Annotated in this window: 11 protein-coding genes and 1 riboswitch; of the genes, 6 read left to right on the top strand and 5 right to left on the bottom strand. The window is 58.5% G+C overall.

What is annotated here, in order from left to right; translation table 11 throughout:
• Positions 1–22: 22 nt before the first annotated feature.
• From GYN01_RS08555 to trhA, 3 genes are all read left to right on the top strand, one after another.
• On the top strand, positions 23–5944 hold the full coding sequence (locus tag GYN01_RS08555; protein WP_203306891.1) for an Hpt domain-containing protein: 5922 nt from the start codon (positions 23–25) through the stop codon (positions 5942–5944).
• The gene (locus GYN01_RS08550) at positions 5937–6419 is read left to right on the top strand and encodes a chemotaxis protein CheW (RefSeq protein ID WP_048364066.1); all 483 of its coding nucleotides are present in this window, start codon (positions 5937–5939) and stop codon (positions 6417–6419) included. The genes GYN01_RS08555 and GYN01_RS08550 overlap by 8 nt, the downstream gene beginning before the upstream one ends.
• A 71-nt stretch (positions 6420–6490) precedes the next feature.
• A complete protein-coding gene (gene trhA / locus GYN01_RS08545; RefSeq protein ID WP_048402243.1) occupies positions 6491–7108 on the top strand; it encodes a PAQR family membrane homeostasis protein TrhA in 618 nt (205 codons plus the stop codon).
• Positions 7109–7190: 82 nt separating this feature from the next.
• Here trhA and GYN01_RS08540 read toward each other — a convergent pair whose 3' ends face one another.
• From GYN01_RS08540 to GYN01_RS08530, 3 genes are all read right to left on the bottom strand, one after another.
• Positions 7191–8036 (bottom strand): formate/nitrite transporter family protein, encoded by an 846-nt coding sequence (locus GYN01_RS08540; protein ID WP_203306890.1) that lies wholly within the window; start codon positions 8034–8036, stop codon positions 7191–7193.
• An 80-nt stretch (positions 8037–8116) separates the two neighbouring features.
• Positions 8117–10039, bottom strand: coding sequence for a patatin-like phospholipase family protein (locus GYN01_RS08535; RefSeq protein WP_203306889.1), 1923 nt, complete (start codon positions 10037–10039; stop codon positions 8117–8119).
• Between the two features lie 248 nt (positions 10040–10287).
• Complete coding sequence (locus GYN01_RS08530; RefSeq protein WP_203306888.1) at positions 10288–10695, bottom strand: acyl-CoA thioesterase; 408 nt, start codon at positions 10693–10695, stop codon at positions 10288–10290.
• A 196-nt stretch (positions 10696–10891) separates the two neighbouring features.
• Positions 10892–10998, top strand: a riboswitch (S-adenosyl-L-homocysteine riboswitch).
• A gap of 22 nt (positions 10999–11020) precedes the next feature.
• On the opposite strand from GYN01_RS08530, the gene ahcY reads away from it, so the two are divergent.
• The 3 genes from ahcY (at position 11021) to GYN01_RS08515 (ending at position 15603) form a co-directional block, all read left to right on the top strand.
• Complete coding sequence (gene ahcY, locus GYN01_RS08525) at positions 11021–12430, top strand: adenosylhomocysteinase (RefSeq protein WP_048364071.1); 1410 nt, start codon at positions 11021–11023, stop codon at positions 12428–12430.
• 103 nt (positions 12431–12533) lie between these two features.
• Positions 12534–13379: a methylenetetrahydrofolate reductase [NAD(P)H] gene (metF, locus tag GYN01_RS08520; RefSeq protein WP_203306887.1), complete on the top strand. Its 846-nt coding sequence runs from the start codon at positions 12534–12536 to the stop codon at positions 13377–13379.
• Positions 13380–13749: 370 nt separating this feature from the next.
• Positions 13750–15603, top strand: a complete 1854-nt coding sequence (locus GYN01_RS08515) for an RNA helicase RhlE2 (protein ID WP_048402240.1) — start codon at positions 13750–13752, stop codon at positions 15601–15603.
• A gap of 115 nt (positions 15604–15718) precedes the next feature.
• Here GYN01_RS08515 and GYN01_RS08510 read toward each other — a convergent pair whose 3' ends face one another.
• Both GYN01_RS08510 and GYN01_RS08505 read right to left on the bottom strand, forming a co-directional pair.
• Positions 15719–16294 (bottom strand): YceI family protein, encoded by a 576-nt coding sequence (locus tag GYN01_RS08510; protein ID WP_048402239.1) that lies wholly within the window; start codon positions 16292–16294, stop codon positions 15719–15721.
• 32 nt (positions 16295–16326) lie between these two features.
• Positions 16327–16878: a cytochrome b gene (locus tag GYN01_RS08505; protein ID WP_048402238.1), complete on the bottom strand. Its 552-nt coding sequence runs from the start codon at positions 16876–16878 to the stop codon at positions 16327–16329.
• Positions 16879–17058: the final 180 nt, after the last annotated feature.

Below are 17058 nucleotides of genomic sequence, written 5' to 3'. Positions count from 1 at the left end.
CGTACGTTTGAGGGGAGTCGTTATGGTTGACCGGCACGACTATGTGGCCCTTGAGTGGGTCAAAGACGAAATTGCCGACACCTTGAAGCAGGCCCGCGTGGCACTGGACAGCGACGGCCAGCAAACGACGCCCGAAGCGCTGGCGCAGTGTCTGGCGTGCGTGCATCAGGTGCATGGCAGCTTGTTGATGGTCGAGTTTTACGGCGCAGCCCTGCTGGCAGAAGAGATGGAGCAACTGGTGATCGCGTTGCAACAGCGCCGCGTCAGCCAGCTCGACGAAGCGGTACGTGTGCTGCAACAGGCCTTCAACCAATTGCCGTTGTACCTGGAGCGCGTCCACAGCGCCCGGCGCGACTGGCCGTTGGTGGTGTTGCCGTTGATCAACGACTTGCGTACTGCCAGGGGCGAGTCGCTGTTGTCAGAAACCAGTTTGTTCAGCCCGCCGTTGCAGGTGCTGGCGCCGCTTGATCACGCGACCTTGACGCAACGCTCCCCGGCCGACCTGCCTGCGCAGGTGCGCGCCTGGCGCCAAACCCTGCAAACGTCGCTGTTGGGGTTGCTGCGCGAAGACGATGTGCAGCGCCAACTGGAGCAACTGGCCAGTGTGTTTACGCAACTCGAAGCGCTGTGTCAGGGTGCGCCGCTCAATGCGCTGTGGGAAATCGCCACGGCGCTGGTCGAAGGCATGCTCAAGGGCAAAGTGGGCAACAGCCCGGCCTTGCGCAGCTTGCTCAGAGACACTGACAAAGAACTCCAGCGTTTACACGCGCAGGGGATTGAAGCGCTTAACCAGCCTGCCTCTGATGTGCTGCTCACCAGCCTGCTGTTTTACATCGCCAAGGCCGAGCGCCCGACGCCGAAAATGCTCAGTTTGAAAAACCATTACGAGCTGGACGAAGCCATGCCCGACGCGGCAATGGTCGACGAAGAGCGTGCGCGCCTCGCCGGTCCCGACCGGGACGCCATGCGCTCGGTGGTGGCCGCCTTGTGCGATGAGCTGGTGAGGGTCAAAGAGCGTCTTGACCTGTTTGTGCGCAGTGACCGCACGCATGTGTCCGAACTCAACAGTTTGATGGCGCCCTTGCGCCAAATCGCCGACACCCTGGCCGTGCTGGGTTTCGGCCAGCCACGCAAGGTCATCATCGACCAGTTGGCCGTGGTCCAGAGCTTGGCCCAGGGTCAGCGCGAACCCACGGATGCCGTGTTGATGGATGTGGCAGCGGCGCTGTTGTACGTCGAAGCCACGCTGGCGGGCATGGTGGGTACTGTCGAGCCTTCGCAGCGTGAAGAAAGCCGCTTGCCGACCACCGACTTGATGCAGATTCACCAATGGGTGATCAAAGAAGCGCGCATCGTCTTCGATGAAGCCAAAGACTTGATCAGCGACTCTCTGGCGGGCGGTTTTGATCGTCAACATTTGCAGCCCGTCCCTGCACTGCTCACGCAAATTCGCGGGGCGCTGGCGATGATTCCGCTGAACCGCGCCGCCGACTTGCTGCAAGCCTGCGACGATTACCTGTGTGAGCATTGGTTGCTGGGCACTGAGCCTGTGACCGCGCAGCACATCGACCGCCTGGCTGACGCGCTGGTGAGCATCGAATACTACTTGGAGCGCCTGGCCCAAGACCCTGGCGCGGCGGGCGAGCAGGTGCTGGACCGGGCCGAAAGCAGCCTCATCGCGCTGGGCTATGCGCCGACCGAACGCCATGTGCCGCTGCTCGAAGACATCCTCAGCCCCACCGAGGTGCTGGTGATGCAGGATTTGCAGGCGCTGCAAGACCCCGAGGTCATGCAGAGCCTGGCCGAGGTGCTGGCAAACCCGGTGTCGGCGCTCAACCCGCCCGCGCAACACATTCCCGCCAGCTTGCTGCCGCCCCCCGTGGATGAAGCGCGGGTAGACGAAGAACTGTTAGACGTTTTTCTCGAAGAAACCGATGAAGTGCTGAACATGCTGCACCACGCCTTGCCGCAGTGGGTTGCCAACCCGGCGGACAGCGCTGCGCTGGCTGAACTGCGGCGCGGTTTCCATACGCTCAAAGGCAGCGGACGCATGGTGCGCGCGCTGGTGCTGGGCGAGTTGGCATGGGCGGTCGAAAACCTGCTCAACCGTGTGATTGAACGCAAGGTTGCGCCGGCCCCGGCGATCTATCAGTTACTCGAAGATGTACTGCGCGTGCTGCCCGGTTTGATTCAAGCGTTTGCCGAGGGGCGTCAACGTCAGTGCGATGACGTCGACACACTGGCCGCCCAAGCCCATCACCTGTCCAAAGGTCATCCACTGCCGTTGTTGATTGAGCAAGAGACCCTCGGTTTCGACCCGCAATTGCTCGATATTTTCCGTCAAGAAGCGCACAGCCACCTCGACACACTTAACCGTTTTCTCGATCACGCCAGCGAGCAACTGCCGCTGTATGCCAGCGACGAATTGCAGCGTGCCGTGCACACCCTCAAAGGCAGTGCGCACATGGCGGGTGTGTTGCGCATGGCTGAGCTGGCCGCACCGCTGGACCATTTGGTGCGTGAATACAAAGCACACCATCTGGCGTTGGACTTGGACGAAATCGAGCTGCTGCTTGAGGCCGACAGCCTGCTGCACCGCGGCCTGAAACAGTTGGACAGTGATCCGCTGGCCGAGATTCACGGTGCCCGCTCGCTGATTGAGCGCACTGAGCACCTGATTGCCGACCGCCTGGACGTCCTGCTCAACACGCCCGGCAATGCGGTGAAGCTCACCCGTGACCCGCAGCGCATCGGCGCATTTCTGGAGCAGGGCATGGACACCCTGTTTGAGGCCGAAGACGTGCTGCGCCATTGGCGGCAACAGCCGCACGAGCGCGCAGGTCTCGACACGTTGCTGGACCAATTGACCGCGCTGGGTGAGTCAGCGCACTTGCTGGATTTACAGCCCGTCGATGCCCTGTGCGAAGCCTTGCTTGACCTGTACGGCGCAGTGGAAGAAAGCAGCCTGGCCGTTAGTGCGCGTTTTTTTGACGAAGCCGAACAGGCTCACGAAGCGTTGATCAACATGCTCGACCAACTGGCCGCGGGCCAGGACATTACCCCGCAACCGACCCGCATTGACGCGCTGCACCGGTTGCTGCACGAAGGGTTGGCGCCCGACGCCACGGGCCTGATTCGACGTGAGGGCAGCCAAACCCTCGACATCACCGAGTTGGGGGCTGCCACGGCTCATTTGCAGGCAGGCACATTGGCGGGCGAAGGCGAGTCGATGGATGACGAAATCGTCGCCATCTTTCTGGAAGAGGCGGTCGACATCCTTGATAGCGCGGGCCAGGCCTTGCAGCGCTGGCTGAGTGAGCCGGAGAGTCTGGCACCGCTGTCTTCGTTGCAGCGTGACTTGCACACCCTCAAAGGCGGGGCGCGCATGGCGGGCATTGGTCCGGTGGGCGACCTGGCCCAAGAACTGGAGCATTTGTACGAAGGTCTGCTGGATCGGCGCGCCAGCGAAAGCCCGGCGCTGGCCGACTTGCTGCAACGTAGCCATGCGCAGTTGGCGCTGATGCTCGAACACCTGCAACAGCAGCAACCGTTGCGCGAACCCGACCAATTGATCGACGCCATTCGCGGGTTTCGGCATCACCCCCACCTGGCTGCCGAACTGCCCGTCGCACCGCCTGATGGGGCCTCAGGCGGCGACACTGAACTGCGGGACATCTTTCTCGAAGAAGCCTTCGACATTCTCGAAAGCTCCGGCGCTGCGCTGACGCGCTGGCAAGCCGAGCCTCAAGGAACGGTGGAGGTCGAAAACCTGCTGCGAGACCTGCACACTCTCAAGGGCGGGGCACGGATGGTTGAAATCGCCGCCATCGGTGATTTTGCCCACGAGCTGGAAACCCTGCTCGAAGATGTGTCAGCGGGCGTGCTGCCTCCCGGTGCAGATTTGTTCGCCTTGTTGCAGAACTGTCATGACCGGGCTGCACAAATGCTGGATGCGCTGCGCAGCGGTCAGCCTGTGCAGTCGCCCCAGGATTTGATCGAACGCATTCGTGACACCGAACGCAATGCCCGGCACGCGGTTCAAGCGCCCGCCTCGACGAAGGTTGAACCCCAGGGCGCCGCCATGACCGAAGGGGAGCGCACGGGCCTGGACATGGTCAAGGTGCCTGCCGAGTTGCTGGAAGACATGGTTAACCTGTCAGGTGAAACCTCGATTATCCGGGGTCGCCTTGAGCAGCAAATCAATGATGGCCAGGTTGCGCTCAACGAAATGCAGACCACCCTTGAGCGCATGCGCGACCAATTGCGGCGTCTGGACACTGAAACCCAGGGCCAGCGCCACAGTCGTGGGCACACTGAAAGCGATGGTCTGGCGTACGACGAATTTGACCCGCTGGAAATGGACCGTCACTCCCAGCTGCAACAGTTGTCTCGGGCGTTATTTGAATCTGCGTCCGACTTGCTCGACCTCAAAGCCACGCTGGCCGCCCGTAATCAAGACGCTCACAACTTGCTGCAAAAGCAGGCGCGGATCAACACGCAACTGCAAGAGGGCTTGATGGGCACGCGGATGGTGCCGTTTGAACGGGTGTTGCCGCGCCTCAAACGCGTGGTGCGCCAAGTGGCCAGCGAGCTGGGCAAGCAGGTGGAGTTCAGCGTGATCAATGCTGAAGCTGAAATCGACCGTAACGTCCTGGAGCGCATGGTTGCCCCGTTGGAGCACATGCTGCGTAACGCAGTCGATCATGGCCTGGAACCGAGCGATGTGCGCCATGCCAGCGGCAAGCCCGAGCAAGGGCTGATCACGCTGGAGTTGTCCAACGAAGGCGGCGACGTGGTGTTTGATATCCGCGATGACGGCGCGGGTGTTCCGCTTGAAGCGGTGCGGCGCAAGGCGATTCATCGCGGTTTGCTGGACCCGCACAACAGCGTCAGCGACCGCGACGTGTTGCAATTCATCTTGCAGCCGGGGTTTTCTACCGCTGAAAAAATTACCCAGATTTCCGGGCGTGGCGTGGGCATGGACGTGGTCCATGAAGAAGTGCGGCAGTTGGGCGGCAGCATGACGCTCGATTCGGTGGCAGGGCAGGGTGTGCATTTTCAGATCCGGTTGCCGTTTAGCGTGTCGCTCAACCGCGCACTGATGGTGCAGTGCGCGGATGAGCAATACGCCATTGCGATCAATACCGTCGAAGGCATCGTGCGCGTCATGCCCAACGAGCTGGAAGGCTATTACCAGCTCAACCCGCCGCTGTATCACTACGGCGGCCAAACCTACGAATTGCGCTATTTGGGCGAGTTATTGCAAACCGTGGTCAAGCCTAAACTGGCCGGTGAGCAGCATTCATTGCCGGTGTTGCTGGTGCATTGCCAAGACATGCGCGTGGCGCTGCAAGTGGATGCGCTGGCCGGCTCGCGCGAAATCGTGGTCAAGAGCCTGGGTCCGCAATTTGCCGCTGTGCAAGGGTTGTCGGGGGCCACGATTTTGGGCGATGGGCGTGTGGTGTTGATCCTTGATTTGCTCGCCTACATTCGTGCCCATCAAGTGCGTCAACCCTTGCAGCGCGCCCACCATGAAGTCAGCGGCAGCCTTGAATTCATCCCGGCGGTGCGTCCGCCGTTGGTGTTGGTGGTGGACGACTCCGTCACCGTGCGCAAAGTCACCAGCCGCTTGCTGGAACGTAACGGCATGAACGTCATCACCGCCAAAGACGGGGTTGACGCCATGAGCGTGCTCGAAGAACACACCCCGGACTTGATGCTGCTGGATATTGAAATGCCGCGAATGGACGGCTTTGAAGTTGCCACCCATGTGCGCAACGACCCGCGTCTCAAAGACATGCCCATCATCATGATCACCTCGCGTACCGGGCAAAAGCACCAGAACCGCGCCATGGCCATTGGCGTCAACGACTACTTGGGCAAACCGTATCAAGAGTCTGTGTTGCTGGAGCGCATCGCCTACTGGAGCCGCTTCCATGCTTGACCACCGTGTTGGCAGCCTCACCTGCCTGCTCTTGCCGCTGGCTGACCGCTACTTGCTGTTGCCCAACGTCGCGATTGCCGAGTTGATCGACTACCAGCGCGGCGAACCCAGCAGCGACTCCCCGCCGTGGCACCTGCGCCAGATCACCTGGCGCGACCACCCGTTGCCACTCATCAGCTTTGAAGCGGCATGCGGCAGCCCGCTGCTGATTGGCGAACGGGCGCGCATCGTCATCCTCAACACCTTGAGCGCCAACCCAGCGTTGAAATACATCGCGATGGTGGTTCAAGGCATTCCACGCTCCTACAAACTCGACAGCCAACTGAGCTTTGTCGACGTGCCCCTTTGCCCACTGGAACGTGCCGCTGTGCAAGTCGGCGAGCATGTGGCGAAAATCCCTGATTTGTGGGGCTTGGAGCGGTTGGTGTCGGGGTTGCCCCCAGGTCCCCTCGACGAACGCCGCATTGCCCTTTAAGTTCGCAACCTTGACCCTTATCTCGTATCAAAGTGAGGCAGTCGCACTATCGGCTCTTGAGGATGTTGCAGATGTATCACGGAGAAAAGCTCAACGCCTGGACTCACCTGTTGGGGGCGGTGGCCGCCGCAGTGGGCAGTGTATGGTTGTTGGTCATGGCGTGCCTTGATGGCAGCCCGCAAAAAATAGTCAGCGCCGCCATTTACGGCGTCACGCTGGTGTTGTTGTACAGCGTGTCGACCGTGTACCACAGCGTGCGCGGGCGGCCCAAGGTGATCATGCAGAAGTTCGATCACTTGTCGATTTACCTGTTGATTGCAGGCAGCTACACGCCTTTTTGCCTCGTGACCTTGCATGGGCCGTGGGGCTGGTCGCTGTTCGGGGTTGTGTGGGGCATGGCCGTGATTGGCATGTTGCAAGAGATCAAGCCGCGCTCTGAGGCGCGTATCTTGTCCATTGTGATTTACGCGGTGATGGGCTGGATTGTGCTGGTGGCAGTCAAGCCCTTACTGGCGGCGCTGGGCACGGCAGGCTTCATTTGGCTGGCCACGGGCGGCGTGATGTACACCGTGGGCATTATCTTTTTTGCCCTCGATCACCGCCTGCGCCATGCCCACGGTATTTGGCATTTGTTTGTGATTGCGGGCAGCCTGTTGCACTTTGTGGCCATCGCGCATTACGTGATTTAAAGCGCCTGTGTGTCAGCGACCCCGCCATCAGGGTGACGGCGGGGTCGCGCCCCGGTTCTCGTCAGCGCGTATTAAGGGGCGCTTAAGTCTTTTGCGGTTTTTTGTTGTCGCTGCGGATTTGCGCGTGGCTGATCAGGGCGAAGATAAAACTGCCGCCAATGATGTTGCCCGCCAGGGTCGGGCCGGCAAACACCAGCCAGAAGTCTTTCCATGGCAACTCTCCCGCAAACACCAAATACGAGACCTCTGCGGTGCCGACCACAATGTGCGTGAAGTCGCCCAGCGCCATCAGGTAGGTGATGAGGATGATGATCCACATCTTGGCGCTCTCCATTGAAGGGATCATCCACACCATCGTCGCGATCATCCAGCCCGAAATAATGCCTTTGGCAAACATTTGCGACGTGTCGTTTTCCATGACTTTGCGGCCGATTTCAAGAAACGCCTTGTCGGTCTGGGTGTCAAAAATCGGCAAGTGCAACATGACGTAGGCCACCAGTAGCGTACCGAGCAGATTACCGACCAGGACCACGCCCCATAACCTGAATAAACGCCCGAAATTGCTCAACGTCGGTTTGCTCATGATGGGCAACACGGCCGTCAGGGTGTTTTCGGTGAACAACTGCTGACGCGCCAGAATCACCGCTAAAAAGCCTGCGCAGTAGCCAAAGCTGGCAATCACTTTAAACGCTTCGCCGCTGGGCAGACGCGAATTGAGCAAGCCCATCGCCATCAGCGAAAGGCCCATCGTCAGCCCGGCGGCCAGTGCCGACCAGAACAGTGCAGCGACGCTGCGTTCCAGCTCCTGATCGCCCTGTAAACGAATAATCTCGTGCAGCACGGCAGCGCGTGGTGGCTGGTTTTTGGTGGCGTCGTGCTTTTCTTCAGCCGACAGGTTGGGAGTTTTACCGCCGTGTTGAGTGACCATGATGGGTACCTGGATCCGAGGTGGGCTGTGTAGGTACGACACACAGGGCTCAGGGGTGTTCAATGGCCGGTGGGTCAGGTCTACATGCGCCAGGCCTTGGCCAGACCAACGGTGGTGGCCCCCTGCGGATGCTTCCAGGGCTTGTTACGTGCAACATACTTATTAACGATGTCGTCCAGCGCCTGGTTAACCTCAGTGGAGGTGGTTGCTTGTTTGAGGGTTTGCTCGACCCGCCGCAACAGGTTCAGGTTGGCCTCAGGCTGGCCAGGCAGAAACAATGCCGGGTAGATCACTTCTCGCGTGAAGTTCTCGGCGATCACCGCCACATCACGTTTCTTGGCTTCGGCGTAGGCGCTGGTCAGGACTTTCGACAGGTTGGCGGGTTTGCTCAAGTCGCTTTGCAGTAATTGCTGGAAGTTGCATTTTTCGGCCACATTGAGCTGTTTGCCTAGCCATTCGACTTGTTCCGGGCGACGGGCCAGCGCGTCGAGGTTGCGTAATGCCGCACCCAGTTTTTGCGTTAACTTCAGCGTGGGTGCCGTGTTTGCTTCGTTGATCGCAGCGTCAAGCGATGCTAGTGCGCTAGGTGCCTGCTGACGAAATTGCAAAATATCAGCGTATCCGCCCAGCTTCTTCAGGGCGGGCGCAACGCAGCTGAGCATCTCATCGTCCATCGCCAAAACGGCATCCGGCATCGAAGCAAAGTGATGCTGCTCGCGCACGGCTGCGCGCTTGTCCAAATGATCAATGACGGCTTGGCGGGAGAGCGCTTGCAGGTGATGTTTAACGCCCAGGTTCATGGTGAAGTTGACGGTTCCGTTGAACTTGCCGCGAAAATCGCCCAGGGCGGTGTTTAAAGGCAGCGTGACACGCTGTTCGGAAAACGACTCGCTTCGGTTTTTCGCAAAGTTTTTTGCACCGTTAGGGGGCAGTCCTGTGAGTTGGTTGATGGCATGGTTGATAAAACTCCCCTTGGGGTTTTCGGCTTTCGACGCTCCAGGCTCAAAGCGTACGATCAGTTTTTCAGCCGCGCTGAGTGGACTACTGTGGGAGGGAGGGTCGTAGACATCAATGTCAGGTGTATTGAGTAGCAAGCCGCCGTCCTGAAACGCGGTTTTTTGTCCGTCTTGTTGAAACGCCAGGTGTTGTTCTGAAGGCTGCTTGAACAGAATCGGCAGCGCTCCGGAAATGTGCGCTGCGCGGGCAATGTCCATGTCCGGAGTCAAGCTGGCATTGAACAGGACTAATTGCTGACGCCCCCCGAAAATGCCCACACCCGTGATATTGAGTTGTTTGATCTCAGGAATGTGCCGGCTCAGCACGTCAAGGTCGGCGAAGGTGGTAGGCCCTCCGGCGTGCAATTTGTCAGCAATGGCCATGATGGGCGCGGTGCGTGTCTCGCGTGTCATGTTTGCAATATGGGCAAGAATGACTTTGCGCGACTCAGTGCGTATCAGTTCTTCAAGGGGTTCGGCTTTGGATTGGAGGCGCGGCAGCACGGTCAGCAACAATTGCGCAAAGGTGCCCGTTTTCCCCGGTAGATGGCTGACCCTTTCTCCCAGCGCGGTGCTGGCATTTTGCAGGCTTGCCAAGGTGCTGCTCGTGCTGTTTAACAGCTGCGGGAAGTTGATGGTATTGGACAGTGTGTTGAACGCTTTGGCGCCCACCCCGCTGGCCAGCAGTGCGGCTGAAATACCGCCCGCTGATGAGCCGCAAATGGTTACAACATCTTTGAGCAGTTTTTTGTCCTCAAGCGCCTGTATGACGCCAGGAAAGGCGATGCCTTTGGCGCCGCCGCCGCTGAGGATGAGTTGGGTCACCGGCGGGGGCGACAGCATCACATCAACGCTGCCATTACTGTTGAGTTGAAGGGTGATTCTGCGTTTGCCTGCATTCTCGGTTAATAGCGTTTGAGCAGCCTGCGCATCGCTTCGTACGCTTGGCGCATGGCCTGTGATTTGTGATGTCGGGGGATATAGAAGGGGCGAGATGGTTTTTTTCATACTGCTCGGGCTCTCTCACTGTTAAGCGCTTTATTGGCGAAAGAGCAAGGTAGAAAAAACCGGGTAGTTTGTCTGTGCGCTGAACGATAAGGCCACACTAAAAGGGTGCCAGCTCAGTGAGCCTCAGAAAGGCTCACGATGGCGCTAGAAAGACGGTGTACTCACCTCTCTGTCAATTTCCTACAAGCCTCTAGGCTCCAGTGAAAAAGAATCCCGCCACTTGCGTTGAACGGGCCTATGCCGACGGTTTATGTTTCGCCGTTTGCATCGTCCTGAAACTGGTCTTTGACGTATTTGATTTCTGTGCGTCCGTGCGGAGCAGGCAGGCCGTCCTCACCCAAGTTAACAAACACCATTTTGTCGACGGTGAGGATGCTCTTGCGGGTGATCTTGTTGCGCACTTCACAGGTGAGGGTGATCGAGGTACGGCCGAATTCGGTGGCGGTGATGCCCAACTCGATGATGTCGCCCTGACGTGAGGCGCTGACAAAGTTGATTTCCGAGATGTATTTGGTCACCACGCGCTGGTTGCTCAACTGAACAATGGCGTAGATGGCGGCTTCTTCGTCGATCCAGCGCAGCAAGCTGCCACCGAACAGCGTGCCATTGGGGTTGAGGTCTTCGGGTTTTACCCATTTGCGGGTGTGAAAGTTCATGTTCGCTCCTGACCGTCTGCCGTTAGATGCGGGCCATCATGTCAGACCCTGGCGCTGCGCTCTATTAAGCTTCGACTATGGTCTCGATTAAGCAAATGGAAAAAGGCGTGGATAAAGCCTTGGGAACATCTGCCTTGATGGCTATAATCACCTCCGCTTCAAAACGGTCATTTTCATCCAGTACCGTTCCCGCCACCTGTCCGAGGGGCGCTGCAGCAGGTAAAACCTGTCAGGCTCGGATGGGGCGTTGTTTGTTCAGGGCTCCCTGGGCAGGCACTAAACGCACAACGGCGCCCATTCGCGATCAAACGAATGGAGGCTCTAAATGAGCGCTGTAAACACGCCTGCTGGTTTTACCGACTACAAAGTCGCTGACATGTCCCTCGCCCAGTGGGGCCGTCGTGAAACCTTTATCGCCGAATCCGAAATGCCGGCTCTGATGGGCCTGCGCCGCCGCTATGCAGCAGAACAACCGCTCAAGGGCGCGAAGATTCTGGGTTGCATCCACATGACTATCCAGACTGCCGTACTGATCGAAACCCTGGTTGCATTGGGCGCCGAAGTGCGTTGGTCGTCGTGCAACATCTTCTCGACTCAGGATCAGGCCGCTGCCGCTATCGCTGCTGCCGGCATCCCGGTGTTCGCCTGGAAAGGTGAGACCGAGCAAGAGTACGAGTGGTGCCTTGAGCAAACCATCCTCAAAGATGGCCAGCCTTGGGATGCCAACATGATCCTGGACGACGGCGGCGACCTGACTGAGCTGCTGCACAAAAAATACCCGGACATGCTGAAAAAGATCCACGGCGTGACAGAAGAAACCACCACTGGCGTACACCGTCTGCTGGATATGCTGGCCAAAGGCGAGCTGATGATCCCGGCGATCAACGTGAACGACTCGGTGACCAAAAGCAAAAACGACAACAAGTACGGCTGCCGTCACAGCCTGAACGATGCAATCAAGCGTGGCACCGACCACCTGCTGTCCGGCAAGCAAGCGCTGGTCATCGGCTACGGTGACGTGGGCAAGGGCTCGGCTCAGTCCCTGCGTCAGGAAGGCATGATCGTTAAAGTGTCCGAAGTTGACCCGATCTGCGCCATGCAAGCGTGCATGGACGGCTACGAAGTGGTTTCGCCGTTCATCAACGGCCAGAACGACGGCACTGCCGCCAGCATCGACGCTGCACTGCTGGGCAAGATCGACCTGATCGTGACCACCACCGGTAACGTCAACGTGTGCGACAAAAACATGCTGGCTGCGCTGAAAAAACGCGCTGTGGTGTGCAACATCGGTCACTTCGACAACGAAATCGACACCGCTTTCATGCGCAAAAATTGGGCATGGGAAGAAGTTAAGCCACAGGTGCACAAAGTTCACCGTACCGGCCCTAACGATTTCGATCCGCAGAACGATGACTACCTGATCCTGCTGGCCGAAGGCCGTCTGGTTAACCTGGGCAACGCCACAGGTCACCCAAGCCGCATCATGGACGGCTCGTTCGCCAACCAGGTACTGGCGCAGATCTTCCTGTTCGCACAGAAGTACGCTGACCTGCCGGCCGAGCTGCAAGCCGAGCGTCTGACCGTCGAAGTGCTGCCCAAGAAGCTCGACGAAGAAGTCGCACTGGAAATGGTGCGTGGTTTTGGTGGCGTGGTGACGCAACTGACTAAACAGCAGGCTGACTACATCGGCGTTACCGTCGAAGGCCCGTTCAAGCCAGACGCTTACCGTTACTGATTAGAAAAAGGCGGTCAGGCTTGTACTGACCGCCTTTTTTTTATGTGTGAGTTCAGCGTCAGGGGTTGTCATCAACCGCCTGCGCGTATGCAAGGGTATTCCCATGTCTCAAGACCGTCGTTTCAGCTTCGAGTTCTTCCCGACCAAGACCGATGCTGGACATGAAAAACTGATAAACACGGCTCGCCAACTGGCGACCTACAACCCGGATTTTTTCTCCTGCACCTACGGTGCCGGTGGCTCTACCCGTGACCGCACGATCAACACCGTGCTGCAACTGGAGAGCGAAGTAAACGTACCTGCGGCCCCGCATTTGTCCTGCGTTGGCGACAGCAAGGACGATTTGCGCAGCCTGTTGGCACAGTACAAGGCCGCAGGCATCAAGCGTATTGTTGCGCTGCGTGGCGACCTGCCTTCGGGTATGGGCATGGCCAGCGGTGAGCTACGTTATGCCAACGACCTGGTGAGCTTCATTCGTGAAGAGAGCGGCAGCCACTTCCACATTGAAGTCGCCGCGTACCCGGAAATGCACCCCCAAGCGCGTAATTTCGAAGACGATATCACCAACTTCGTGCGCAAAGCCCATGCCGGTGCTGACAGCGCGATCACCCAATACTTCTTCAACGCTGACAGCTATTTCCGTTTTGTTGAGCGCGTTCAAGAGGCGGGCGTCACGATTCCGATCGTGCCGGGCATCATGCCGATCACCAACTACAGCAAACTTGCGCGTTTCTCTGACGCCTGTGGCGCTGAAATCCCACGCTGGATTCGCAAGCAGCTCGAAGCCTATGGCGATGACGTGCAGAGCATTCAGGCGTTTGGCGAAGAGGTCATCAGTGACATGTGCGCACGCCTGCTCGACGGTGGCGCACCGGGGCTGCACTTCTACACCTTGAACCAGTCCGAGCCGAGCCTGGCGATCTGGAACAACCTGAACCTTTCGCGCTAATCCCTACCCTGTAGTCGCTGTCGAAGGTTGCGAAGGGTTGTGAAACAACCCGTTTGTCTGAGGACCCTTCGAGCCTTATCGCAGGCAGCGCTCCGGGGTTATTTTGCGCAACAAGCCGTTGAGCAGCATGAAATCGGCGCGCCGTGAATGCTCTGTTATACTGCGGGCTTTCCGCCAGGCTTACGCCCGGCCGCTCGTCCTTGTACAAGGCATTCAACCCCGCTACTGCGCAGCATTTGCCAGCGCGAGCGGTGCGAATGGACCTTCAGGACCGAAGCAGGACCGGACGGGATTGCGTCTCCTATAAACGCCATTCACGCCAGGCAAGACTATCCCTTTGGGCCAAGCCCTAACTAGAACAGGATTACTCATGTCCTTTGCTTCCCTCGGTCTCTCCGAGGCTTTAGTCCGCGCCATTGAAGCAGCGGGCTATACCGAGCCTACTCCGGTGCAACAGCGGGCCATTCCCGCCGTGTTGCAAGGTCGCGATTTGATGGTTGCGGCTCAGACAGGTACTGGTAAAACCGGCGGTTTCGCTCTTCCGATCCTGGAAAAGTTGTTCCCCAACGGTCACCCAGACAAATCCCAGCGTCACGGCCCGCGTCAACCGCGCGTACTGGTCCTGACCCCGACTCGCGAACTCGCCGCCCAGGTGCACGAGAGCTTCAAGCTCTATGCCCGCGACTTGAAGTTCGTCAGTGCTTGCGTGTTTGGGGGTGTCGGTACCAACCCTCAGGTTCAGGCGCTGGCCCGTGGTGTTGACGTGCTGGTGGCATGCCCGGGTCGTTTGCTCGACCTGGCCGGCCAAGGCAGCGTTGACCTGTCCCACGTTGAAATCCTGGTGCTCGACGAAGCAGACCGGATGCTCGACATGGGCTTTGTCCATGACGTGAAAAAAGTCCTCGCCCGTCTGCCGTCCAAGCGTCAAAACCTGCTGTTTTCGGCGACGTTCTCCAAGGACATCACCGACCTGGCCGGCAAGTTGTTGCGCAACCCTGAGCGCATCGAAGTCACGCCGCCCAACACCACGGTCGAGCGTATTGAGCAACGCGTATTCCGCCTGCCTGCCAGTCATAAGCGTGCCTTGCTGGCGCATTTGATCACGGCCGGTGCATGGGAGCAGGTACTGGTATTTACCCGTACCAAGCACGGCGCCAACCGTTTGGCCGAATACCTGGACAAGCACGGCCTCAGCGCTGTGGCCATCCACGGTAACAAGAGCCAAAACGCGCGCACCAAAGCGCTGGCTGATTTCAAAGCCGGCAGTGTGCGCATTCTGGTAGCGACCGACATCGCCGCGCGTGGTCTGGACATCGACCAACTGCCGCACGTCGTCAACTTCGAGTTGCCTAACGTCGATGAAGATTACGTTCACCGTATTGGTCGTACAGGCCGTGCCGGTCGTTCGGGCGAAGCAATCTCGCTGGTTGCCCCGGATGAAGAAAAGCTGCTGAAAAGCATCGAGCGCATGACCAAGCAGAAAATCGCCGATGGCGACCTGATGGGTTTTGACTCCAGCACCATCGAAGCTGAAAAGCCTGAAGTGCGTGAGCGTCCGGATGTGCGTAACCCGCGCAACCCACCACGCGGCCCACGCGGTGACGGTCCTAATGGCGGCGGCGGTGGTCGTAAGGACAAAGGTAAGGACAAGGGTAAAGAAAAGCCTGCCGCCGCACGCGGTGAGCGTCCGGCCCGTGAGCAAAAGCCACGTGAAGGCACGCCCGCCCGTGAGCCACGTCAGCAGTCAGCACCATCGGCACCGCGTCAGGACGCTAACCGTGCCCCGGACGAGTTCCGTGATGACGATGTGGATAACTTTGGTAACCGCGCTGATTACGTCAGCCCCTACCAGAACAAAAACAACCAGAGCCGTGGTCGCCGCCCAGGCGCTCCGGCGCAGGGTACAGGGGCTGCTCCCGCTGCGCGTAACGGCGCTCGTCCAAGTGGCCCGCGCACAGGCAGTGGCGCAACCACTGGCACACCGCCAGCCAAGCGCAATGGCCCACGCAGCGGCGCACCGCGAGATGGTCAGGCCCGCCGCGAGAATCGCCCGGTCCGTGACGATGCCCGTCAAGAACCCGCCGTTAAAGGTCCTCGTGAGAGCCAGCCAAAGATCATGCACAAAGAGTCGAAAAGCGACCGCTTCCCGACGCCTGAGCAGCTTGATCAACTGCCTAACCGCCCTCGCGGTGAAAAACCAGCGTTGCTGACCCGCAACCGCTGAGTGAACGGCTTATAAAAAACGCCCTCGATCGCACGATCGGGGGCGTTTTTGTTTGGGCATAAAAAAGCCCCGACTCTCACGAGTCAGGGCGTTTTTCATCTGTACGAAAGCGCTATTACTTGTCTTTCACACCTTCCAGCGAAATATCCAGGGTCAGCGTCTGGTCGGTACCTGGGGACTTGATGCCGAAGTCGTTCAGGTTGACAGACGTGGTCGCGTTGAAGCCTGCGCGTTCGCCACCCCATGGATCTTTGCCTTCGCCGTTGAACTTGGCTTTGAACGTGACTGGCTTAGTCACGCCGTGCAAGGTCAGGTCGCCTGTCACGTCAGCTGTTTTCTCGCCAGTCGGCACCACTTTGGTCGACTTGAAGGTGGCTTGCGGGTACTTGCTCACATCCAGGAAATCTTTGCTGGCGATGTGCTTGTCACGTTCAGCGTGGTTCGAGTCCAGGCTGGCAGTTTTCAGCGTGACGTCGATTTTGCTGTCAGCAGGTTTGGCAGCGTCCCACGAGAATGTGCCGCTCCAGTCCTTGAACGTACCGTGAATGAAGCTGTAGCCCAGGTGGTTGACTTTCCAGTCGATAAAGGCGTGTTGGCCTTCTTTGTCGATGGTGTAGTCAGCAGCCATGACCTGGCCGGCCGACAGCAGTGCAGTACCCAGTGCCAAAGCGGCGAGTGTTTTTTTCAACATGCGTTCTATTCCTTTTGAGTTGAGGTTGAACATCAGGCTTTACGCCCCAGCATACGAGTCAGGGTCGCATCACGATCAATAAAGTGGTGCTTGAGTGCGACTAGACCATGCAAACCGGCGAAAATCACCACGGTCCAGGCCAGGTACAAGTGCACGACACCTGCCACATCCGCCTGGTCGGGCAGGCTGGAAATCAGTGCAGGCACTTCAAACAGCCCGAAAACCGGGATACCCACGCCATCAGCGGTGGAAATAAGGTAGCCGGCAATCATTACCGCGAACAAACTTAGATACAAAAAACCGTGGCCGAGCGTGGCACCGATGCGGGTAGCACGGCTGTAACTGGCCAAAGCGGGCGGTGCCGGGCTGATCCAGCGCCACACCACACGTATGACCATCACGGCCAGTAGCGTGAGACCAATGCTTTTATGCAGGTCAGGTGCTTCCTTACGCCAAGGACTGTAGTAGTCGAGACCGACCATCCACAAGCCCAGCGCGAATAATCCAAATACCGCCAACGCAACAGACCAATGCAAGAAAACGCTGACAGCGCCATAGCGAGAAGAAGAATTACGTAGCTGCATTGCCGACATCCTGTAGGAACTTGGGCCTAAGACTAATGGTTTACCTATCGAATGAAAGCGCATTTTTTCGCTGTAAGGTATCGATAAATACGATCTGTAACCTTACCCAAAGAGGTTAAGGGAATATTAAACCGGAGGTAACCGAGGTGGAGCTGCCCATTAGGGAGGTGGCAGAGCAAT

The organism is Pseudomonas weihenstephanensis, from assembly GCF_016812185.1.
Lineage (GTDB): Bacteria > Pseudomonadota > Gammaproteobacteria > Pseudomonadales > Pseudomonadaceae > Aquipseudomonas > Aquipseudomonas weihenstephanensis.
Note: the sequence above shows the minus strand (reverse complement) of the source record. Positions and strands in the feature narration are given on the sequence as shown.

Coding starts and splice junctions, on each gene's coding strand:
- GYN01_RS08555 (WP_203306891.1), top strand. CDS start 23: ATGGTTGACCGGCACGACTATGTGGCCCTTGAGTGGGTCAAAGACGAA.
- GYN01_RS08550 (WP_048364066.1), top strand. CDS start 5,937: ATGCTTGACCACCGTGTTGGCAGCCTCACCTGCCTGCTCTTGCCGCTG.
- trhA (WP_048402243.1), top strand. CDS start 6,491: ATGTATCACGGAGAAAAGCTCAACGCCTGGACTCACCTGTTGGGGGCG.
- GYN01_RS08540 (WP_203306890.1), bottom strand. CDS start 8,036: ATGGTCACTCAACACGGCGGTAAAACTCCCAACCTGTCGGCTGAAGAA.
- GYN01_RS08535 (WP_203306889.1), bottom strand. CDS start 10,039: ATGAAAAAAACCATCTCGCCCCTTCTATATCCCCCGACATCACAAATC.
- GYN01_RS08530 (WP_203306888.1), bottom strand. CDS start 10,695: ATGAACTTTCACACCCGCAAATGGGTAAAACCCGAAGACCTCAACCCC.
- ahcY (WP_048364071.1), top strand. CDS start 11,021: ATGAGCGCTGTAAACACGCCTGCTGGTTTTACCGACTACAAAGTCGCT.
- metF (WP_203306887.1), top strand. CDS start 12,534: ATGTCTCAAGACCGTCGTTTCAGCTTCGAGTTCTTCCCGACCAAGACC.
- GYN01_RS08515 (WP_048402240.1), top strand. CDS start 13,750: ATGTCCTTTGCTTCCCTCGGTCTCTCCGAGGCTTTAGTCCGCGCCATT.
- GYN01_RS08510 (WP_048402239.1), bottom strand. CDS start 16,294: ATGTTGAAAAAAACACTCGCCGCTTTGGCACTGGGTACTGCACTGCTG.
- GYN01_RS08505 (WP_048402238.1), bottom strand. CDS start 16,878: ATGCAGCTACGTAATTCTTCTTCTCGCTATGGCGCTGTCAGCGTTTTC.